The sequence below is a fragment of the Comamonas thiooxydans genome, from assembly GCF_000964545.1.
GTDB classification, from domain to species: Bacteria; Pseudomonadota; Gammaproteobacteria; order Burkholderiales; family Burkholderiaceae_C; genus Comamonas; species Comamonas thiooxydans.
Window position 1 is genome coordinate 84,705 of sequence record NZ_BBVD01000002.1, and the last position, 21,874, is coordinate 106,578.

The 21,874-nt window shown below is 61.9% G+C and carries 17 protein-coding genes and 3 tRNA genes; 14 read left to right on the top strand and 6 right to left on the bottom strand.

Features of this window, described 5'->3' with window-relative positions; translation table 11 throughout:
- The first annotated feature begins 49 nt into the window (after nt 1-49).
- A complete protein-coding gene (locus Cth01_RS01885) occupies nt 50-1,756 on the top strand; it encodes a FecR family protein (protein ID WP_045838411.1) in 1,707 nt (568 codons plus the stop codon).
- Between the two features lie 116 nt (nt 1,757-1,872).
- The gene (locus Cth01_RS01890) at nt 1,873-4,218 is read left to right on the top strand and encodes a CHASE2 domain-containing protein (protein WP_045838412.1); all 2,346 of its coding nucleotides are present in this window, start codon (nt 1,873-1,875) and stop codon (nt 4,216-4,218) included.
- 53 nt (nt 4,219-4,271) lie between these two features.
- On the opposite strand, the gene Cth01_RS01895 is transcribed toward Cth01_RS01890, so the two are convergent.
- From Cth01_RS01895 to hrcA, 3 genes are all read right to left on the bottom strand, one after another.
- Nucleotides 4,272-4,348 (bottom strand) — tRNA-Arg (locus Cth01_RS01895).
- A 116-nt stretch (nt 4,349-4,464) separates the two neighbouring features.
- Nucleotides 4,465-4,541: transfer RNA gene (locus tag Cth01_RS01900), tRNA-Ile, on the bottom strand.
- A 52-nt stretch (nt 4,542-4,593) separates the two neighbouring features.
- Nucleotides 4,594-5,601 (bottom strand): heat-inducible transcriptional repressor HrcA, encoded by a 1,008-nt coding sequence (hrcA, locus tag Cth01_RS01905; protein ID WP_003066063.1) that lies wholly within the window; start codon nt 5,599-5,601, stop codon nt 4,594-4,596.
- A 29-nt stretch (nt 5,602-5,630) separates the two neighbouring features.
- On the opposite strand from hrcA, the gene Cth01_RS01910 reads away from it, so the two are divergent.
- The 7 genes from Cth01_RS01910 to Cth01_RS01940 all read left to right on the top strand — a co-directional run bounded on the left by Cth01_RS01910 (nt 5,631) and on the right by Cth01_RS01940 (nt 13,201).
- Nucleotides 5,631-6,530, top strand: a complete 900-nt coding sequence (locus tag Cth01_RS01910; RefSeq protein ID WP_034381721.1) for an NAD kinase — start codon at nt 5,631-5,633, stop codon at nt 6,528-6,530.
- Nucleotides 6,531-6,532: 2 nt separating this feature from the next.
- Complete coding sequence (recN, locus tag Cth01_RS01915) at nt 6,533-8,290, top strand: DNA repair protein RecN (protein WP_034409230.1); 1,758 nt, start codon at nt 6,533-6,535, stop codon at nt 8,288-8,290.
- 4 nt (nt 8,291-8,294) lie between these two features.
- Complete coding sequence (gene rapZ / locus Cth01_RS01920; protein ID WP_034357618.1) at nt 8,295-9,218, top strand: RNase adapter RapZ; 924 nt, start codon at nt 8,295-8,297, stop codon at nt 9,216-9,218.
- A 29-nt stretch (nt 9,219-9,247) separates the two neighbouring features.
- Entirely contained in the window at nt 9,248-9,931 is a 684-nt protein-coding gene (gene creB / locus Cth01_RS01925) for a two-component system response regulator CreB (protein ID WP_045838413.1), read from the top strand.
- A gap of 5 nt (nt 9,932-9,936) precedes the next feature.
- Nucleotides 9,937-11,391: a two-component system sensor histidine kinase CreC gene (creC, locus tag Cth01_RS01930; RefSeq protein WP_045838414.1), complete on the top strand. Its 1,455-nt coding sequence runs from the start codon at nt 9,937-9,939 to the stop codon at nt 11,389-11,391.
- A 107-nt stretch (nt 11,392-11,498) separates the two neighbouring features.
- A complete protein-coding gene (creD, locus tag Cth01_RS01935) occupies nt 11,499-12,923 on the top strand; it encodes a cell envelope integrity protein CreD (RefSeq protein WP_045838415.1) in 1,425 nt (474 codons plus the stop codon).
- A complete protein-coding gene (locus tag Cth01_RS01940) occupies nt 12,920-13,201 on the top strand; it encodes a hypothetical protein (RefSeq protein WP_034381709.1) in 282 nt (93 codons plus the stop codon). The genes creD and Cth01_RS01940 overlap by 4 nt, the downstream gene beginning before the upstream one ends.
- A 63-nt stretch (nt 13,202-13,264) precedes the next feature.
- Here Cth01_RS01940 and mutY read toward each other — a convergent pair whose 3' ends face one another.
- The 3 genes from mutY to mutM all read right to left on the bottom strand — a co-directional run bounded on the left by mutY (nt 13,265) and on the right by mutM (nt 17,441).
- Entirely contained in the window at nt 13,265-14,332 is a 1,068-nt protein-coding gene (gene mutY / locus Cth01_RS01945; protein ID WP_045838416.1) for an A/G-specific adenine glycosylase, read from the bottom strand.
- 4 nt (nt 14,333-14,336) lie between these two features.
- A complete protein-coding gene (locus Cth01_RS01950) occupies nt 14,337-16,334 on the bottom strand; it encodes a dynamin family protein (RefSeq protein WP_034381703.1) in 1,998 nt (665 codons plus the stop codon).
- 267 nt (nt 16,335-16,601) lie between these two features.
- A complete protein-coding gene (mutM, locus tag Cth01_RS01955) occupies nt 16,602-17,441 on the bottom strand; it encodes a bifunctional DNA-formamidopyrimidine glycosylase/DNA-(apurinic or apyrimidinic site) lyase (protein WP_034357606.1) in 840 nt (279 codons plus the stop codon).
- A 50-nt stretch (nt 17,442-17,491) separates the two neighbouring features.
- On the opposite strand from mutM, the gene Cth01_RS01960 reads away from it, so the two are divergent.
- From Cth01_RS01960 to Cth01_RS01980, 5 genes are all read left to right on the top strand, one after another.
- Complete coding sequence (locus Cth01_RS01960) at nt 17,492-19,279, top strand: tetratricopeptide repeat protein (RefSeq protein ID WP_045838417.1); 1,788 nt, start codon at nt 17,492-17,494, stop codon at nt 19,277-19,279.
- On the top strand, nt 19,276-19,797 hold the full coding sequence (locus tag Cth01_RS01965) for a lipoprotein insertase outer membrane protein LolB (RefSeq protein ID WP_045838418.1): 522 nt from the start codon (nt 19,276-19,278) through the stop codon (nt 19,795-19,797). The genes Cth01_RS01960 and Cth01_RS01965 overlap by 4 nt, the downstream gene beginning before the upstream one ends.
- A gap of 59 nt (nt 19,798-19,856) precedes the next feature.
- Complete coding sequence (ispE, locus tag Cth01_RS01970) at nt 19,857-20,720, top strand: 4-(cytidine 5'-diphospho)-2-C-methyl-D-erythritol kinase (RefSeq protein ID WP_045838419.1); 864 nt, start codon at nt 19,857-19,859, stop codon at nt 20,718-20,720.
- Nucleotides 20,721-20,750: 30 nt separating this feature from the next.
- A tRNA-Gln gene (locus Cth01_RS01975) sits at nt 20,751-20,827 on the top strand.
- Nucleotides 20,828-20,871: 44 nt separating this feature from the next.
- Nucleotides 20,872-21,831: a ribose-phosphate pyrophosphokinase gene (locus tag Cth01_RS01980; protein WP_003066035.1), complete on the top strand. Its 960-nt coding sequence runs from the start codon at nt 20,872-20,874 to the stop codon at nt 21,829-21,831.
- The last annotated feature ends 43 nt before the right edge of the window (nt 21,832-21,874 follow it).

Here is a 21,874-nt window from a genome sequence, read left to right on the forward strand (position 1 = left end):
TTTAAAAATGCCTGATTTACGTCAAAACCTCTTTTCCGTCCACTCCCCGATGCCCATTCTGAGTGCAGGCATGTTGTGGGTGGCGTTTGGAGGGATGACGGCAACAGGTCTGGCCCATGCCCAGATCACTCCCCGCGGCAACGATGTCATTGCCCACCGCGTGGTGACTGGAGATACGCTGGAGATGCTGGCAGCACGCTATCTGGGCGACCACAAGCGCTGGACAGCGCTGCAAAGTCACAACAAGGTGGAAAACCCCCTGCGCCTGCGCCCCGGTTCGGTGCTGGAAATTCCCACACGCCTGTTGCGCGCAGCGATGGCTTCGGTGGTGTTTGTGCAAGGCGATGTGCAAAGCACACGCTCTGCGAGCCATCTCGCAGACTCCGTCAACGCGCCGCCTCAGCCCGTGCAAAAAGGCCAGCTGCTGCAGGAAGGCGATTCGCTCCAGGTTCCGGCCAACGCCTTTGTCTCCGTGCGCCTGGCAGATGGCTCACTGGTGCGCGTGCAGTCCGAATCCGATGTCGAGCTGCGCCAGATGCGCCGCAAAGGCCGAGCCGGCAGTCTGCAGTCCATCATCGATCTGCGCGAGGGCGCAATTGAAGCAAAAGTGTCCAGGCAAGCCAATGGCGAGCGCCGCTTCGAGGTGCGCACCCCGGCGGCCTCGACCAGCGTGCGCGGCACCCAGTTTCTGGTGATGAGTGATGACGAGGGCCGCACGGCTGCTGCCGTCGACGAAGGCTCGGTCGCCGTGCAGACGGGCCAGCCCTCAGCCTTGCTCAGGCCAGGTCAAGGTCTGTCCGTCTCCGCAAACGGCCAGATCGGCAAGCCCACAACCATGCTGGGTGCTCCCGATATTGCGGCCTGGCCCGCTCTTGTCGAAGACGCCAACTGGGTCAGCCTGCCCCTGCCAGCCATGGCTGGTGCCGTGCGCTACCAAGTGCTGCTCGCTCAGGACAAGGAGCTGACCCAGATCGTGCGCGGCGGCATGTTCACAAGGTCACCAGCACGCCTGACGGGTGTCGAAGACGGCAGCTACATTGCGGCCATTCGCGCCATTGACGCCAACGGCATTCCTGGCAAACGCAGCCTGCAAGTGTTGCGTGTCAAAGCTCATCCGGTGCCGCCGCTCTATGAGTCTCCAGCACCTGAAGCCACCATCGGACAGGGCCAGCACGGCCTGCAATGCACCCAGGTAGCGGAAGCCTCGGCCTACCGTATCCAGGTAGCCACCGCCGACGGTAGCTTTGCCCAGCCGCTGATCGACGCCAACGACCTCAAGGACTGCGCCCTGCCTGCCAGTACGCTGGCCAAGCTGCCTGTCGGCGAATATAAGTGGCGCGTAGGCAGCATCCGTAAGCTCGGCAACGGCCAGCCGGATGCGGGTCCTTTCGCCGCCCCGCAAAAGATGAAACTGGCCCTGGCACCCAAATCGCCCGAGCTGCAGATCGGCGGCGCGCCCGGCGAAGGCAGCAGCCATATTCACTGGGCAGGTGAAGAGGGTCAACGCTACCGTATCGTGGTGGCCAGCGACGCCGGCTTCACTGCGCCCCTGATCGACACCTGGATAACCCAGCCTCAGTGGAGCACGCAGGATCTGCCTCCTGGCACCTACTATCTGCAGATGCAGGTCGAGGATGCCAACGGCCTGCGCAGCAATCTCTCTGTCGCGCGCCAATTCCAGACCGGCAACTGGGTGACCTCGTCCGAGGGGCAGGCGCTGACTTCCGGCGACGGTTCACGCCTGATGCGCCAGTAAAAACCATAGCTGCCAGCGCTTGAATTCCATGAAGCTTCATAGGATTCATATCTTGATCGCTTATATGACAAGCGCTGGAAGCTATTGTTTTATGAGCTTCTCACCGAATCACCCACATGGTTGAAGCGCCCAACCTGCGTAAAAACCGCTTGCAGGACCTGCGCCTGAGCTGGCTGCTGCTCAGCGCTTTCCTGCTCAGTATGACCTGGTGGCTCAGCGGCCCGGGGCAGCTGGCACGTTTCAACGGCATTATTCAGGACACCTCGGCCTGGCTTCACCAGCGTCCAGCCTCGCCCGATGTTGTCATCGTGGCCATCGACGATGACAGCATCGACAGCATAGGCCGCTGGCCCTGGCGGCGTGCACTGCACGCCGCCGTGCTGGAGCGCATCACTCAAGGACAGCCCCGCGCCATCGGCATGGATGTGGTCTTCAGCGAGGAAGACTGGGACTACCCCGGCGACGATCTGCTGCTGCAACGAGCACTGCAAAAAAGCGGCAACGTAGTGCTGCCCGTCACGCGCGCCGCGCAAAGCGCTGCCACAGCCCCTTTACAGAGCCTTGCCAGCGAGGCTGCTGCTCTGGGGCACACCCAGATGCCTGTGGATGCCGACGGCGTGGTGCGACGCTTTTATGCGCAGGAAGGCAAGGCCGGCCAGCTCTGGTGGCATATGGCGCTGAGCCTGCACTGCGTGGGCCAGACCACCCGACCCTGCCAACCATCTGCCCCACCTCCAGCAGACTCGGTTGCAGCCAACTCCTGGCAAAAGCTGCAGCCCCAGTTCATCGCTTTTGCCCGGGCTTCGCGGGACCGCCAGAACAGCCCGGGCTCGCCGTTCACCACCTACTCCTATATCGACATCCTGCGCGGCAATATCCCAGCGGTCGCTTTTCGCGGCAAATACGTGCTGATTGGAGCCACTGCCGCAGGTCTTGGCGAAAAATTCACGGCCCCCATCGGCTTTGATGCGCGCCTGATCTCGAATGTGGAGATGCTGGGCCATGTGCTCAATGGCATCCTTGAGGACACACATCTGGAGCCAGCCACTGCCACGCTCAACCGCAGCCTCAATGTGCTGCCCGTACTGCTGGGCCTGCTGGCTCTGGCCTGGCTCGGCCCTTCTGGCGGGCTGATTTCCAGCATCCTGCTGGCCTTGCTCAGTCTGTCGATAGCCGGTTTGGCGCCGCGTTGGGGTCATGTGCAGACCGCCCCCGCGGCGGCACTGCTGGGCCTGTCGCTTGCCTACCCGCTCTGGAGCTGGCTGCGCCTGCGCGCCGCCACACGCTTTCTGGCGCTGGAGCTGCGCGATCTGCAAGGCCAGGGCCTGCCCGCCCCCTCGCTCAAGAGCGACGCACTCGATCAGCGGATCGACGCTGTGGAGCAAGCCTCGCGCCAGCTGCGCGCATTGCATCACTTCGTCAGCGAAAGCCTGCGCCAGCTGCCCTCGGCCACTTTTGTCTGCGACCGCGAGGGGCTGCTGCTGCTTGCCAACACGGCCGCGCACCGCTATATCGAAAGCCTGGAGCACAAACTCCAGCAAGGTGACGATCTGGTCGCCCTGCTCCACGGCCTGAACAGCGCCAGCAGCGACGGCGGCCGCGCTGCCAGCAGCACGCCACTGCTCACGCACAGCGCATTGCAGCAAGCCACTCTGTCACGCCAGAGCGAAGGGCGCGACACCCAGGGCCGCCATCTGATGCTGCTGAGCCAGAGCTTCGAGGCACCGCCCACCTCGGGCTGGCTCATCACCCTGGTCGATATCAGCGACCTGCGCAGCGCACAGGCCCAGCGCGACCAGGCCATGCAGTTCATCTCCCACGATATCCGTGCACCGATAGGCTCCATCATCACCTTGCTGGAGATGCAGCGCACAGGCAAGCGCATCGATTCGCAAGATGCACTGTTTGACCGCATTGAGGGCTATGCCCAGTCGTCTCTTCAGCTGGCAGACGATTTTGTGCATCTGGCCAGAGCCCAGCAGCAGCAATACCGCAGCGAAGTCCTGGACCTGGGCCTGCTGGCGGACCAGGCCGTCTCGGATTGCTGGACCCTTGCCCAGCAGCAGAACATGCAACTGGTGTTCGAGCTGCCGGATGCCGAAGCCTGCGTGCATGGCGACCCCGGCCTGCTGCACCGCGCCGTCATCAACCTGTTGAGCAATGCCATCAAATACGGCAAGCCACAGACTGGGGATGGCGGTGCCCAAGTGGAAATCGCCGTTGTCGAGCAAGACAGCCAATGGGGCATCGCCGTGCGCGATCACGGCTCAGGCATGGACGAGGCATCGCTGGCCAGACTCAGCCAGCCCTTCGAGCGCCTGCAGCAACACCAGCGCATGGATGGCGTGGGCCTGGGCCTGGCCTTCACGCGCACCGTGGCACAGCGTCATGGCGGCAGCCTGCAGATAAGCAGCCAGCTGGGCCAAGGCAGCAGCTTCACCTTGCTGATACCCAAAGCCTGAGCCCAGAAACGAAAAAGCCTCAGAACTTTTCAGTTCTGAGGCTTGACGTTTTGTGGTGCGGCTGGCAGGAATCGAACCCACGACCCCTTGGTTCGTAGCCAAGTACTCTATCCAGCTGAGCTACAGCCGCAACAGGGTTGTATTCTAGCAGTGCAAAAACGGCTCTCGGACCAAATCGACAACTTTTTCACGTTCATGCAAAGAAAAAGCCTGCCATCAATGAAGACGGCAGGCTTTCATGCAGCTTGGTAGGGCGTGGCGGACTTGAACCGACGACCAAAGGATTATGAGTCCTCTGCTCTAACCAACTGAGCTAACGCCCCAACACTGACAACAGCCGTGGCTGCCACCAGAAAAACTTCGCCATTGTAGGGCCTAACGCTTGTGACTCAGAGCATTGCTCACCAGTTTGGATGTGATATCGACAATCTGGATCATCTTGTCGTAGTGCATGCGCGTGGGGCCGATCACCCCCAAGGTGCCGACCACCTTGCCATCGAGCTCATAGGGAGCACTCACTACAGACAAATCTTCAAACGGCACGGTCTGGCTCTCGCCGCCGATATAAATGCGTACGCCATCAGCCTGATTGGAGAAGTCCAGCAACCTAAGGATTTGCGTTTTCTGCTCGAACAGGTCGAAAGCGCGGCGCAGATTGCCCATATCGCTGGAAAAATCGCTCACGGACAGCAGATTGCGCTCGCCGGCGATCACCACATCCTCGCGATCATGGTTGCTCATGACCTCAGTGCCTACATTCACCGCTGCCTGCATGAGGCTGGCAACCTGGCCCCGCAATTGCTCCACCTCGGTCTGCAGCCGCGTGCGCACCTCCTCCATTGTCAAACCGGCGTAATGGTGATTGAGGAAATTCGAGGCTTCTATCAGTTGCGAGGACTCGTAATCCACATCCGTGAAGATCACGCGGTTTTGCACATCGCCTTCGGGTGAGACGATGATGACCAGAAAGCGCCGCTCCGACAGGCGCACGAACTCGATATGCTTGAAGACGGAGCTTCGACGCGGCACCATGACCACACCCACGAACTGGGAGAGGTTGGACAGCAGATTGGCCGCATTGGCAATCACCTTCTGCGGCTGTTCAGGCATCAGGCCGGGCGTTACAAGATCGCAGCGGTCCACAGTCAGCATGGTGTCGACAAACAGGCGATATCCCCTGGCTGTCGGCACGCGGCCTGCCGATGTGTGAGGACTGATGATCAGACCCATCTCTTCCAGGTCGGCCATCACATTGCGTATGGTGGCAGGCGACAATTCAAGCCCGGATGCACGTGAAAGAGTGCGCGAGCCGACTGGTTGACCGTCAGCGATGTAACGCTCGATCAGCGCTTTGAGCAATAACTTGGCACGTTCGTCGAGCATGATTTCATTTTAATGATGTAATTTCCCAGATGACATCCACGTTCCACCATATTGCCCTGATCGGCAAGTACCACACACCCGCAGCAGGCGTTCCGTCCGATGCAGCCAGCGAAGCGCTGCAACGGATTGCCGGTTACGTGCGCAGCCTGGGTTGTGAGGTGATTCTGGATACCCAGTCCGCCCTCTACGCGGGCCTGCCCGATTACCCGAGCATGGACGTGGACGGTCTGGGCAGGCATTGCGACCTCGGCCTGGTGGTGGGCGGCGACGGCACCATGCTGGGCGTGTGCCGCCATCTGGCGCGCTATGGCACGCCGCTGGTCGGCATCAACCAGGGCCGCCTGGGGTTTGTCACCGATATCGCCCTGGATGAATTCGAAGCCTCCATCACGCCCATATTGCAGGGCGAGTACGAGGAAGACGAACGCACCCTGATGAATGCTCGCGTCATGCGCGACGGCCAGTGCGTGTTTGAAGCCCAGGCCATGAATGATGTAGTGGTCAACCGTGGCTCGACCTCGGGCATGGTGGAGCTGCGCATCGAGGTCGGCGGCAGCTTTGTCTCCAACCAGCGCGCGGACGGCTTGATCGTGGCCACCCCCACGGGCTCCACCGCCTATGCGCTCTCGGCCGGCGGCCCCATGCTGCACCCTTCGATTCCGGCCTGGGTGATGGTGCCCATCGCGCCGCACAACCTCTCCAACCGCCCCATCGTGCTCTCCGACGCTCAGGAGGTGACTATCGAGGTGGTGGGCGGCCGAGGCGACGCCAGCGCGAACTTTGACATGCAGTCACTGAAATCGCTGCAGCATGGTGACCGCATCCTGGTGACGCGCGCCGATCACAGCGTGCACTTTCTGCACCCCAAGGGCTGGAATTACTTCGACACCCTGCGCAAAAAACTGGGCTGGAACGAGGGAGGCGTCTGACCATGGCCTTGAAGCGCATCGTCCTGCGGGACTTTGTGATTGTCCAGTCACTCGATCTGGACTGGCAGACCGGCTTCACGGTGCTTACCGGCGAAACCGGGGCCGGCAAATCCATCATGCTCGACGCTCTGCAACTGGTGCTGGGCGCACGAGCCGATGCACAGGTGGTGCGCGAAGGCTGCCCTCAGGCCGATATTTGCGCAGAGTTCGATTGCCCGCCCCATCTTCATGAATGGCTGGAAGAGTCGGGTTTTGCGCAGGAGCAGGATTTGCTGCTGCGCCGCGTCATCGACAGTCTGGGCCGCAGCCGCGCCTGGATCAACGGCTCTCCCGCCACGGCCACGCAGCTGCGCCATCTGGGCGATCAGCTGATCGACATTCACGGCCAGCATGCCTGGCAAAGCCTGACCCGCCCGGATGCAGCACGCGCCATGCTGGATACCTACGGCGGCATTGAAACGGCCCAGCTCAAATCGCTTTGGCTGGACTGGCGCCAGAACCATCAGGCACTGGAGCAGGCGCTCTCGGCCCAGGACAATCTGCAACGCGAACGGGAACGCCTGCAATGGCAGATTTCGGAGCTGGACAAGCTGTCGCCGCGCGCCGAAGAGTGGGATGAGCTCAATGCCCAGCACACACGTCTGTCACACGCGCAGACCTTGATGGACTCGGCCCAGTCCTGTCTGCAACTGCTGGAGGATGACGATGCGGGAGCGGCCACCCCATTGGGCAGGGCCCACCACCTGCTGCAGGACCAGGAGCATCTTGAGCCTGAGTTTCAGAGCATTGCCGACGTACTGGGCTCCTGTGTGGCCCAGTTGCACGATGCCCGTCACTCGCTGCAGGCCTATCTGCGCCGCGCCGATCTGGATCCCGAGTTGCTGGCCGATCTCGATGAACGCCTGTCGCTGTGGATGCAACTGGCGCGCCGCTACAAGCGCACACCCGAGGACTTGCCCGCCCTGCTCGAAGGCTGGAAACAGGAGCTGCACCAACTGGATGCTGCCGTCGATGTGGAGGGGCTGCGCGCCAAAGAGCAAGCCGCCCACCTCAGGTATCAGGCCGAGGCGCGCAAAATCTCGCAGCAGCGCACCCTGGCAGCACCACGCCTGTCACGCGCCATCACCCAGTCCATGCAAAGTCTGGGCATGAAGGGCGGCCGTTTCGAAGTGCAGCTGGAACATGCCGATGCCGCCAGTCCTGCGGGCACGGACAGCATCACTTTTCTGGTTGCAGGCCATACCGGCGCCACGCCCAAACCCGTTGCCAAGGTGGCATCGGGCGGCGAGTTGTCGCGCATCTCGCTGGCCATTGCCGTGACCACCAGCGAACTGGGCCAGGCCGGGACCCTGATCTTTGACGAGGTGGACTCCGGCGTGGGTGGAGCCGTGGCCGAAACCGTGGGCCGCCTCATGCACTCGCTCGGCGATTCACGCCAGGTGCTGGCCGTCACTCACCTGCCCCAGGTCGCTGCCTATGCAGACCAGCACTACCGGGTGACCAAGCGCCCCAAGTCCAACACCACCATCAGCAGCGTGGATCCGCTGACTGGCGAGGAGCGCGAGATGGAAATGGCCCGCATGCTGGGCGGCGAGCACCTGTCCGAAGCAACCATGGCTCATGCCAGAGAAATGCTGGCCATGGCAAGATTGCCTGCAAAGCAGGCCGCAAACAGCGCCCAGCGTTCATCGGGCACCCAGGCCCGAAGTGCCAAGGCCAGCACTACAGCACGCAAAAGCAGCAAAGTCAGAGGAGTTTGAAATCATGTCCATGGAGATTGTTCTGATCAGCGGCATGTCCGGATCGGGCAAATCCGTTGCGCTGCATGCGCTGGAGGATGCTGGCTACTACTGCGTCGACAACCTGCCCCCGGAACTGCTGCAGTCCTTTGTGGAGCTCAAGCTCAATCATCAGGACGAGAAAGTGGCCATTGCCATGGATGCACGCAGCGCCAAGGGCCTGCCTCAGCTGCCTGATCAGCTGCATCGCCTCAAAAAGCAGGGGCTGATGCCGCGCATGATTTTTCTCGATGCCGACAGCAGCACCCTGATCAGGCGCTTTTCGGAAACCCGCCGGCGCCATCCTCTGTCCCCCGGCTCCCTGACGAACGAGCGCCAGGCACTGGAGCTCGATATCGAAAAGGAGCGCGAGCTGCTGGGCCTGCTACGCGACCGCTCCATCGTCATCGACACCGGCGACCTCAAGTCGGCGCAGCTGCAAAGCTATATCAAGCAAATCATCGAAGCACCCACAGGGCAGATGACGCTGATGTTCCAGTCCTTTGGGTTCAAGCACAGCATGCCTACAGACTCTGACTATGTGTTTGATGTGCGCATGCTGCCCAATCCCTTCTACGACAAGGAACTGCGTGCCTTGACGGGCCTGGACAAGCCGGTTGCCGACTATCTGGGCGCCTTGCCCGAGGTGCAGCAGATGCAGCTGGATATACAGCAGTTCCTCGAACGCTGGCTGCCGCTGCTGGCCAGAGACCACCGCAGCTATGTCACCGTGGGCATAGGCTGCACGGGCGGGCAGCACCGCTCGGTCTTTCTCGTCGAAGCTCTCGCCAGGCACTTCGAGAAGCAGTGGCCCACCGTACGCCGCCACCGCTCACTGGATTTTCGCGACAAGTTCATCCAGGTCTCTCAGCAGTTTCTGGCCCCGGACGCCATCCACCCGATCAGCTGACCCGCATGCTCAGCCCTCAGACGTCAGCCATGCAGGTGCTGCTGCTCGAAGACGACCCAGCCATTGCAAGAACGATTTGCTACGCTCTGGAGCGCGAGGGCATTGCCGTCACCCACAGTCTGCTGATCGCCGATGCGCGTCAGCAATGGAGCAGGACAGCGTTTGATGTGCTGCTCATGGACGTAGGCCTGCCCGACGGCAACGGCCTGGACTGGTGCCGCGAGCTGCGCTCTGCCGGCTCCATTGTTCCGGTGCTGGTGCTCAGTGCCAGAGGCGAGGAGATGGACAAGGTTCTGGGCCTGGAGCTGGGCGCGGACGACTACCTGACCAAGCCCTTCAGCCCGCGCGAGCTGCTGGCGCGCACCCGCGCCCTGCTGCGCCGCTCCAGGCAATTCCAGCCTGTAGCGCCCGCCCAGCTTGCAAGAGCACTTCAAATAGATGAGCAAGGGCAGCGTGTCCTGATCCACAGCAAGGCACTGGATCTGACCAGGCGCGAATATCAGCTGCTGCAGAGCCTGGTCAACGCGGCAGGCCGCATCCTGAGCCGCGACGCCTTGCTGGAGCAAATCTGGGGGCTGGACAGCGAGAGCACCGACCGCACGGTGGATACCCACATCAAGACCCTGCGCGCCAAACTGCGCGAGCGTTTGCCCGATCAGGAGCTCATTGTCACCCACCGCGGTCTGGGCTATAGCCTGAACCAGCCCGGATAGCCGGTATGCGTCTGGGCCTGCGTCTCTTCTTCGCCTTCTTCCTGATCAACGGTCTGGCCGCCTTTTTCGTACTGCGCGTCTTCATGGTGGAGATCAAGCCCAGCGTGCGCAAGGTGACCGAGGACACGCTGGTGGAGACCGCCTATGCGCTTGCCACGCTGGCCAGTGCCGACATGGAAAAAGGCCTGCTGCAAGCCGGTGCGGACAGCACGTTTGCCACCCAGCTGCACGGCTACACACAAAAGCCAATACAGGCCTGGATCTGGGACACGCGCAAGACCACGCTGGATCTGCGCATCACCGTCACCGACGCACGGGGCATAGTGCTGTTCGACTCCCAGGGCAGGGACCAGGGCGCCGACTACTCGCGCTGGCGCGATGTCTATCTGACGCTGCGCGGTGAATATGGCGCACGCACCACGCGAGCCGTCAAGGAGGACGAATCCAGCAGCGTCATGTATGTCTCCGCGCCCATCATGGTGGACGGCCAGATTGCCGGGGTGCTGACCACCTCCAAGCCTTCCAGCTCGGTACAGAAAATCGTCGACAGCGCGGAGCAGAAGATTCTGCGCGGCGGCCTGCTGTTTGTGCTGCTGTCCGCCGCCGTGGGCTGTGCGGTCACCTGGTGGTTTGTGCTTCACGTACGCCGGCTGCGCAACTACGCACAGCAGGTGCAGGCCCCCACGCTCAACGAGTCTGCCCACCCCGCTCAGACCTCTGCCCCTGCTTCCATACCCGACATGCCCGGCGAGCTGGGCGAGCTGGCACAGGCCATGGACAATATGCGCAAGCGCCTGGAGGGGCGCGACTATATCGAGGGCTATGTGCGCGCCCTGACCCACGAACTCAAAAGCCCGGTTGCCGCCATACGCGGCGCGGGCGAGTTGCTGCAGGAAGAGCTGCCGCCCCAGGACCGGGCCATGTTTGCCGGACAGGTGGTGGACCAGAGCCTGCGTCTGCAGAATCTGATCGACCAGCTGCTCCAGCTCAGCCGCCTCGAGCAGCGCCAGCAACTGGACACCAGCCATGGCTGCAGCCTGATGGAATGTGCCCGGCAAGCCATGGCTGCGCTGCAAAGCCATGCCGAGCAACGCGGCATGGCCCTGCACCTGAGCGGTGTGGACAGCAACGGCCCCTGGGAGGCCGGCCTGGTCACCCTGGCCATCAGCAATCTGCTGCAGAACGCCCTGGATTTCTCTGCAGAGAACAGCGTGATCGAGCTTGAGCTGGCCCCTCACCGCATCACCGTCAGCGATCAGGGTCCGGGCGTGGCCGAGCCCTTGCTGGCCCGCCTGGGCGAGCGCTTCTTCACGACCCCCAGACCTAACGGAGAGCGCAGCGGCACCGGGCTGGGCCTGTCCATCGTCACCCGCATCATGCATCTTCATGGCGGCAGCATGCAGGTCCGAAATCGCCACCCCGGCCTCGCCGTGACACTGGATTTCGCTCCCCAAAGCTGAGCAGCCAAGGCTTTCGAGCAGGACTTCACACCCGCTTCACAGACTTCATTGCGCCCACACAGTCGCTGCCGACACTGCGTCCTGAAACCCTTCATTCAGGAGCACGCATGAAAAACCGACTGCTGTTCAAGACAGTCTCACTGCTGATCGTTCTGGCCTTGCTCATGGCCGGCCTGTCCATGATTCAGGATGTGGTGAAAGATCGCATACGCAATCGCGACTACGCCGTGCAAAGCGTGGTCTCCAGCCTGGCCGGCACGCAGACGCTGATCGGCCCGGCCCTGGTGCAGAACTGCACCGAAACCACCAGCACGACCAATGGCAAGAAAATCGAGTACAGCACCCGCGAATTCCAGCGCATGCTGCTGCCCGACACGCTCAACCACGATGCCAACGCCAAAATGGAAGAGCGCTCACGCGGCCTGCACCACATCAACACCTATGTGCTGCACGACCAGATCTCGGCCGGTTTTGCCAATGCCGCGCAGTATGCGGAGCTGCCCAAACCCAGCGAGCCCAACGCCGTGGTGCGCTGCAAGAAAGTCTTTGCGGCATTCGCGCTCAGCGACCCCCGCGGCATCCGCAGTGCGACGCTGCAGGCCAACGGCCAGGATCTGGCAGTGGAATCCGGCACTCCGCTGGAGCGCTACGGCAAGGGCATCCAGGCGGAAATTGACTCCAGCCTGCTGAAAAAAGGCGAAGCCCTGAATCTGGAACTCAAGCTGCAGTTGCTGGGCACGGAGCAGCTCGCCTTCAGCCCCATCGCCACGGAAAGCAAGGTCACGCTGACGGCCGACTGGCCTCATCCCTCGTTTGGCGGCAGCTTTCTACCCAGCCGACGCGAAGTGACGGACAGCGGCTTCACCGCCAGCTGGGAGCTGTCCTCGCTGGCCACCTCTGCCAGCACGGCCTTTACCCGCCAGCAACGTCTTTGCAGCCCTGGCTACTGGGGCAGCTCGGAAACCTATGCCGCCTCTGCAGCCCGCGGCCATGACGACAGCGGCCCCTGCCTCGAAACCATGGACACGGAGTTCGTCAACCCCGTCAATGTCTACTCGCTGAGCGAGCGTGCCACCAAGTACGGCATTCTTTTTGTGATCCTGACCTTTGTCGCGGTCGGCCTGTTCGAAGTCATGAAAAAGCTGCGCGTTCACCCCGTGCAGTACCTGCTGGTCGGCTCGGCCCTGTGCAGCTTCTTCCTGTTGCTGATCAGCCTGTCCGAACACCTGGGCTTTGCCACGGCCTATGCGATTGCGGCCAGCTCCTGCGTGGCTCTGCTGGCCTTTTATGCCAGCCACATTCTGGGCAGCATCAGACGCGGCCTGCCGTTCGCGATTGCCATCTCGGCCCTGTACGGCCTGCTGTATGTGCTGCTGCAGCTGGAGCAGACCGCTCTGGTCGTCGGCTCCATCGCCCTGTTCGGCGTGCTGGCCCTGGTCATGATCTGCACGCGTCATGTGGACTGGTACGCCTTTGGACGCAGCGAGAGCGAAGCGCCAAACAAGTCTTCGAAACAAGAGGAGGCCGCATGAACCAGTCACGACACACCCCGCAGGCTCAGGCCTTGCTGAACACTTCATCGCGCCATCTGCTTGGCGAGCCTTGCCAGCTCAGCGTGCAGCAGTACCAGCAACTCTGGCTGAGCGCACAAAGCCAAGGCGACCGCACGGCGCAGCAAGTCCTGCGCCAGCAGGTGGTGGCCGCCGGCCGGCAATTGCAGACACAGCGCGGCAACCCGCAGGCCAGGGCCCTGTGGCTGGCCTTGATGGGGCTGCGCTGCTCCATGCTGATGCCCAGATTACGCTTCTGAAATCTGCAGCCATGAAAAAAGGTGACGCCTGCCGTCACCTTTTTTCATTCATGCGGCAGGCGTTCAGGCCAGCTCGGCATCGAGCAGCTTGCGGATCGGGGCCGGCAGACCCAGCTCCGCCCAGGCCGCGGCATCCGCCCAGCAGGATTCATCGGCCTCTGAGACCAGGGCGGCGTGCGCCTGATCGACGGGCACCAGAACCGGATGCAGGTGCAGATCCTTGTGGGTCAGCACATGCAGAAAGCCGGGAAGGTCCTGCCAGCTCCGGGTCCCGTCCTGAGGCCATGCGGCCTGCGCATGGCTTTGCAGTGCCGCATAGTCTTCAAAGACCGGCGGGCTGTAAAGCCCGGCCCAGATACCGGCTTGCGGGCGCTTTTGCAGCCATACGCGACGCTGTGCATCCACCGCCAGCAGCAGCCACCAGGACTCGGCGCTGCGCTTGATCTTGCGCGTGCGCACGGGATAGTTCTCCGGGTTGCCGGCACGGGCCGCCCGGCATTCGGAGTGCAGAGGGCACACCAGGCAGGTGGGCTTGCGCGATGTGCAGACGCTGGCGCCCAGATCCATCATGCCCTGGGTGTAGCGCGGCATGGCTTCGTGCAGATTCTCGGTGGGGCACAGTTGCTGGGCGTGTTCCCACAGCTGCTTTTCATTTCTGGACTGAGCCAGATCCGCATCGAACGCCAGCACCCTTGTGAGAACACGTCGCACATTGGCATCCAGAATCGGCACCCGCTCGGAAAAGCAGAACGATGAAATGGCGCCGGCCGTGGAACGGCCAATACCTGGCAAGGTCGCCAATTCTTCGGCCGTTTGCGGAAAAGCCCCGCCCCATTGCTCCATCACGGTCTGCGCGCATTTATGCAGATTGCGCGCGCGGCTGTAGTAGCCCAGGCCGCTCCACAGCGCCAGCACGGCATCCTGCGGTGCAGCCGCCAGGCTGGCCACATCCGGGAAAGCGTCCAGGAAGCGCTGGTAGTAGCCCAGCACGGTGCTGACCTGGGTCTGCTGCAGCATGATTTCAGACAGCCAGACGCGGTAAGGGTCACGAGTTTGCTGCCAGGGCAGATGATTGCGGCCATGGCTGGCCTGCCACTGCACTACGGCTGCGGCAATCGAAGGGAGAGTCAAGATTTCAAGCTACCAGGTTGATGTCCAACGGCATGGACGCGGCCTGCGGCCGCTCGGCCGCAATCGGATCCAGCAATTGCGCCGATGCGCTGATCAGCTGCGTCTGCAGCATGCCCAGGCGGGCTTGCGCATTTTCCATGTCTGCAATGCGCTCCTCCAGTTCAGTGGCTGCACCGCTGATCCGGTCCACAGCCTCCAGGCGGCGCGTGTAACTGCGTTTACGTTCGCGCAATTGTGCATCGACTGGTGCAGTCAGTGATTTGCTCCACATATCCACGTCGTTCGATGCCGCTTCAAACACCGTGCGCAGACGCAGCGCCAGAGCTTTGATCAGGCGCTGCGAAAAGTCGGCACTGCCGAGCCTGATGACACTGCTTAGCCCCAGATACTGGGTGTAACTGCCTTCGATGCTGCGCAAGTCGTCCTTGAGCTCGGACAGCACCAGCTGCGGCGGTGTCTGCAGGGAGAAGCCAAACTCCGCATTGAGCTCCTTGAACGAGGAACTCATCATTGCCTGGATCTCATCGGCCTGGTCCTGCGCCTTTGCAGCCACGGCATGCAGGCGCTCGAAAGTCTGCTCATAGACCTTGCGCAGGCCAAGTTTGAGCCCACGCTGATCCAGCGCTTCTTTCAGCTCGGCCAGTTCGGCCTTCAAAGTGCTCGAGCTCAGAAGCAGGAAAAGCTCCTTGAGCATGCGCATATGGATATTGCGCATGGCCTGGATGCGGCTGGCACTCTGGTCGAATTCCTTGTGCTCGGCCTCGATACGGGCACGCATGCTGGCAATCACCGTCGCATTCTTGCCGCGCAGGCCGCAGAGCTCGGCCAGCTGGTCGTCGAGATCGCCGCGGCGCATATTGATGACGCGCTCCACCTGCGACTGCAGTTGTTGCACATTGGTGCGCACAGCGGCCTGCAGCACTTTCTGGCGCTGCCCCATGATGCCATTGGCCAGAAGATCTTCAAAAGCGGGCAGGCCGCTGGCCTGAAGCAGGCTGTCGTTACGCCCCACCTTGGCGACCAGCCCCTTCTGGGCGGAGATGGGCAGCACGCGCTCCAGCGCCACCCCCAGCAACTGGGCCGAGTCCTGCTGCTGACGGCGCAACTGGGCCTGCACCTGCGCGCCGGAACTCAGACTGTCCCACAGCGTATCCACCTTGTTGAGCACCACCAGACGCGATGCAGCCAGAGCGTCATCGCCCCCCGCCTTGCCGGCTCCTGCCGGCAGCACATGGTCGCGCCAGATGGCAAGGTCGGACTTGGTCACGCCGGTATCGGCGCCCAGCACAAAGACCACGGCATGTGCCTGGGGTATCAGATTGACGGTCAGCTCCGGCTCGGCCCCCACGGCATTCAGACCAGGCGTGTCGAGAATCACCAGTCCCTGCTTGAGCAGAGGATGGGGCATATTGATCAAGGCATGGCGCCACATCGGCACTTCGACCCAGCCGTCGGCATCGACCATGGGGTTGTCGGCAGCCTCGTCGTCATGCCAAAAGCCCCAGGCCCTGGCCTGATCGATGGAGACCTTGCGCACCTCCGCCACCTTGGCCAGCGTGTCGGATATCTGCTGCGCATCGGCGATATCCAGCGGCTGCTGCACCCAGGCGTCGGGACGCATGCGCCACTGGCCGAGGCTCTCCGGCGACTCTCTGGTATCAATGGGCAGCAGACGCAGACAAGGCGGCAGCTCCGGCTCCCAGCCCAGCTCCGCCGGACACATGGTGGTGCGGCCTGCACTGGCCGGCATCAGCCGGCGGCCGTAATGGGCAAAGAAGACAGCGTTGATCAGCTCGGATTTGCCGCGCGAGAACTCGGCCACGAAGGCAACCATGACCTTGTCGGTGCGCATCTGCTCTTCCAGTCTCTGCAAGCGCTCCTGCACCGAGGCGTCCAGCAGATCCTGGGCAATCAACCATTCACGCAGCTCCTGCAGTTGGGTGGCAAAGCCCCGTCGCCATGCGCCATACTGACCAAACTGCTCGTTGAATGAAGCTGACACATCTACCCCTCTTGTTTGTCTGAGTCGCCGGGTCAGCCCAGGCTGACCGCCTGATCAATATATAGCATTGCCCCTTGACAGCATCTACGGCTCTTCCAGAGGCTGGCCTGATATCTCCAGCCGCCAAGTATCTGCGCACAACGGCGCAGAACAGCGCCAATGCCTGGGCACTGGCGACGCCTCTGAGGCATATCAAGCATCAAAATGAAATTGTGACGTCAAAACATGCCTGAACGCATACTCAAACTGCGGTATTAGCTATCAAATTCAGAGAGTTTTTGCGGCCTTCTGGCAGCGGGCGCAGTAATAGGTGCTGCGCTGCCCCTGGCGCATGAGCTGGATGGCGGCGCCGCAATGCGAGCAAGGCAGGCCATCGCGGCCATAGACCTGGGCCTCCAACTGAAAGTGCCCTTCCATGCCGTTGGCCGCGGAAAAATCGCGCAAGGTCGTGCCGCCTTTCTCCACCGCCAAGGCCAGCACGGTGCGAATGGCCTCATACAAAACCTTGACCTTGCGCCTGCCCACATCGCGCGCCGGTGTTGTCGGGTGAATCCGCGAGAGAAACAACACCTCGGAAGCATAGATATTGCCGACACCGACGACCACGCTGCCGCTGAGCAGCAGTTGCTTGATGGGCGAGCGACTGGCAGCCAGCCCGGCTTGAAAGGCGTCCAGCGTGAATCCGTCGCTCAGCGGCTCCATACCCAGATGGTCAAGCAGCTTGCGCGCCAGGGCATCGCCTTCATCCGGAACATAGATCACGGCTCCGAAGCGGCGCGGATCATGCAGACGCAGCAAGCCGCGCGATGTCTGCAGGTCGAAGTGATCATGCACTCCGCCAGTTCCCAGCGACTCCTCGTCGCGGCCCACAAAGCGCAGACTGCCAGACATGCCCAGGTGCATGAGCAGCAGACCCTCGCTCAGGTCCAGCAGCAGATACTTGCCGCGTCTGCGCACGCCCAGCACGACTCTGCCGACCAATGCCTGCGGCAACAGCCCCAGAGGCCAGCGCAGGGGCTTTCCCAAGGTGGCTTTCTCAATCTGCGCACCCGCAATGCGGTCAGCAAAAGAGCGGCGCGTAACCTCGACTTCGGGCAACTCAGGCATGCAATCTCATCTTCGCCAAGTGTTCAACAAGCTTGGATTATTATGAGCCGATGGTTCATCCTCTACGTTTTCAGGGACTCGCCGTGGCCGCCGTTCTGGCCATGGGATCGGCAATCGCATCCGCCCAGACCGCTGACCCGCCATCCCAGCAGGACAAGATCGAGCAAAGCACCGATCTAGAGCAGGCCGCGGAGCGTGAGAATGAGCAAGCGGCCCTCTCTGCCGAGCTGTTCTACGAAATCCTGGTGGGAGAGATGGCCGCTCAGGAAGGCGCCCTGACGGACGCCCAAGCCCTGATGATGGAGGCCGCGCGCAGCAGCAACAACGAAAAGCTCTATCGCCGCGCCACCGAACTTGCCATTCAGTCCCGCTCGGGCGACCGCGCACTGCGCAATGCCCGCGCCTGGCTGGAGGCCTACCCCGAATCACGCGATGCCAACCGCGCAGTGCTGCGCATTCTGGTGGTGATGAACCGCATTGCAGACTCGGCCAGCTATCTGCGTCGAGAGGTCGAGCTGACCCCTCAAGCCAATCGCAGCGCCACTTTTCTGGCCATCACCCAGCTCTACAACAATGCCTCGGACAAGCCTCTGGCCGCCGATGTGGTCGAGCAAGCGCTGGAAATCGATTTAAAGGACCCGAAGAACGGCCCCATGGCCTGGGCCGCCATAGGCCATATGCGCCTGATCGCCGGTCAGAAGCCTGCCGCCCTGCAGGCGCTGCAGAACGGCGCCAAGCTGGGTCCTGAATCGGGTGCCGTCGCCTTGCTGGCCATGGAACTGCTGGAATCGGGTTCCGCCGAAGTGGAGCCGCTGGTCAAGCGCTATCTTGAAAAGAATCATTCGCCACAACTGCGCCTGACCTATGCCCGCGTGCTGCTGGGACAAAAACGCAACGCCGATGCCAAGACCCAGTTGCAGCTTATAACGCGCGAGGCGCCCGAATTTCCGGAGGCCTGGGTCATGCTCGCCAATTTGCAATTGCAGGATGGTGAGCTGGATGCTGCCGACGTTTCCCTGACACAGTTCAGCGCTCTGCTGCCCAAGCTGCCTGAGGGTGTGGGTCGCGCTGCTGGCGAATCCCAGCTCTATCTGCTCAGGGCCGAGCTGGCCGAGAAGCGCCAGCGCTACGACGAAGCCGACATCTATCTGCAGCGCATTCCCGATGCCGCCAACCTGCTCAGCGTGCAGGCCCGGCGCGCCGATCTGCTGGCTCGCCAGGGCAAGATGAAGGAAGCTCGCGCCCTGATCCAGGCCATTCCTGCAAACGGCCCCAACCAGAAGCGCCTCAAGCAGATTGCCGAGGTGCAGCTGCTGCGCGATGCAGGCCTGAACAAGGAAGCCTATGGGCTGCAAGCTCATCTGCTGAACCAGGCACCCGATGATGTGGAGCTGGCCTACGACACCGCCTTGCTCGCGGAAAGAGCCGGAAACTTCAGCGAGATGGAGCGCCTGCTGCGCGACATCATCAAGCGCAAACCCGATTTCAAGCATGCGTACAACGCACTGGGGTACTCCTACGCTGATCGCGGCATCAAGCTGGAAGAAGCGCAGACCTTGATCCAGACCGCTCTGGACATGCAGCCCGGCGATCCATTCATCACCGACAGTCTGGCCTGGGTGCATTTCCGCCGCGGCAATCTGGACGAAGCCGAAAAACTGCTGGAGCAGGCCTATGCCACGCGTCAGGATGCGGAAATTGCCGCCCACCTGGGGGAAGTTCTCTGGGCCCAAGGCAAGCAAGACCGCGCCCAACTCATCTGGCGCCAGGGTATGAAGGCAGACAGCAGCAATGACACTCTGCTGGAAACCCTCAAACGCCACAAAGTGACGCCATGAAGCGCAGGCCGACTTTCTTGAAAATTCTTCCAGCCCTCGGGCTGGCCCTGGGAGCGGCCATGCTCGGCGGCTGCGCCCAACCGGCACGGCAGCTGCAGCTCGATGTAGCGGCCAGCCACCACTGGTCCGGCCGCATGGCGCTACAGGTCCAGGATGCCCAGCAGCAATCCTTCAGCGCCGGTTTTGAGCTGCAGGGTCAGCCCGAGAGCGGCACCTTGCTGGTCTTCAACCCACTGGGATCCATCATGGCCCGCCTGCAATGGACGCGTGCCGGAGCCACCTTGCAGCAGGGCGATCAGATCACCCAGTCAGACTCCCTGCCTGAACTCATCACCCGCATGACCGGCAGCGAGATTCCCGTCGCCGCACTGTTCGACTGGCTGCAAGGCAAGAACACGGCTGTGACCGGCTGGCAGACAGATCTTTCGCGCATCAGCGATGGCCGCCTGCGTGCCGACCGCATCAGCCCCCCACCCGAGGCTTCCTTGCGCATCGTTCTCGATCAGGACGCTCGCTGACTGGCCGGCAACCCGGTGCTATCGTTGCACCGTTTTTCTCTTACTGACACATACACGCCATGCACTCGCTTTATGACGTGCCGGCCCCGGCCAAGCTCAACCTTTTTTTGCACATTACCGGCCGCAGGCCTGACGGCTATCACCTGCTGGAATCCGTCTTCATGCTCATCGACTGGCATGATGTGCTGCATCTCGAGCGCACGGTCAGCAGCCAGATCAGCCGTGAAGACCTCAATGGCGTTGACCTGCCTGCCGATGATCTGATCACACGCGCGGCCCGCGCCCTGCAGCAAGCCACAGGCTGCACGCAAGGCGTGCGCATAGGGCTTGAAAAGCACCTGCCCGCCCAGGCCGGCATGGGGGGCGGCTCATCCGATGCGGCCAGCACGCTGATGGCGCTGAACCGCCTCTGGAATCTGAAGCTCTCGCGCCAGGAACTGCAAAGCATAGGCTTGAAGCTCGGCGCCGATGTTCCCTTTTTCCTCTGCGGTCACTCGGCCTGGGTCAGCGGCATCGGCGAAATCATCACCCCGCTGACAGGCCGCAATGCCTTGCCGGAGCAGCAGTTCCTGGTGGTCAAACCCGAACAGGGCCTGGAAACTGGCAAGATTTTTTCCAGTGATCTCCTGAAACGCGACACAAAGCCTGCTATAGTTGCGGACTTCGCTGCAAATCACTTCGGCTTTGGCCGAAACGACCTGCAGCCGGTCGCTGAAGGCTTGCAGCCCGAGGTGATGAAAGTCAGAAGCTGGCTCGAATCACTCAAATTGCATGCTAGAATGACGGGCTCTGGAAGTGCGGTATTTGCACCGATAACGCAAAGCATTGATCTGAGCTGTGCTCCTGGCACATGGCAGATCAAGGTTTGCAGAAATCTGGAAAAACACCCACTTAATAGCTGGATTCCAGAGAACAAGTTATAAGGCTGTTTGTCTTCGACAAAAGGCCTGTGTAGGGGAGTCGCCAAGTTGGTTAAGGCACCGGATTTTGATTCCGGCATGCGAAGGTTCGAATCCTTCTTCCCCTGCCAAACATCTTCTTGCGTCATAGCAACCCACAGCACTGGGACGCACAATGCATTCACATCACTCTGATTTCATGGTCTTCACAGGCAATGCCAATGCTGGCATGGCCGAAGAGATTGTTAAGCACCTCGGCACCTCTCTTGGTGCTGCTGACGTTGGCCGTTTCTCAGATGGAGAAGTCGCGGTCGAGATCAAGCAGAACGTTCGCGCCCGCGACGTTTTCGTGGTTCAGTCCACCTGCGCTCCGACCAACGACAACCTGATGGAGTTGCTGGTCATGGTCGATGCCCTCAAGCGCGCATCGGCCGAGCGCATCTGCGCCGTGATCCCCTACTTCGGCTATGCCCGCCAGGATCGCCGCCCCCGCTCCAGCCGCGTGCCCATCACCGCCAAGGTGGTGGCCAACATGCTGCAGGCAGTTGGCGTCGAGCGCGTCCTGACCATGGATCTGCACGCCGACCAGATCCAGGGCTTCTTCGACATTCCCGTGGACAACATCTACGCCACCCCTGTGCTGCTGGGTGACCTGCGTCAGAAGAACTACGAAGACCTGATCGTGGTCTCCCCCGACGTTGGCGGTGTGGTGCGTGCTCGCGCCCTGGCCAAGGAACTGGGTTGCGATCTGGCCATCATCGACAAGCGTCGCCCCAAAGCGAACGTGTCCGAAGTCATGCACGTGATCGGCGATATCGACGGCCGCAACTGCGTGATCATGGACGACATGATCGACACCGCCGGAACGCTGGTGAAGGCTGCCGAAGTGCTCAAGCAGCGCGGCGCCAAGAACGTGTATGCCTACTGCTCGCACCCCATCTTCTCGGGCCCGGCCCTGGAACGCATCGGCAACGGCAGCGCTCTGGACGAAGTGGTTGTGACCAATACCATTCCTCTGAGCCCCGCAGCCCAGCAGTGCGGCAAGATTCGCCAGCTGTCCGTGGCCGGCCTGTTTGCCGAGACAATTCACCGCATTTCCACAGGTGATTCGGTGAGCAGTCTGTTTACCGCTTAAAATATCTGGTTTTTCGGCTTCGAGCCCAAGCAAACCTCCTTCG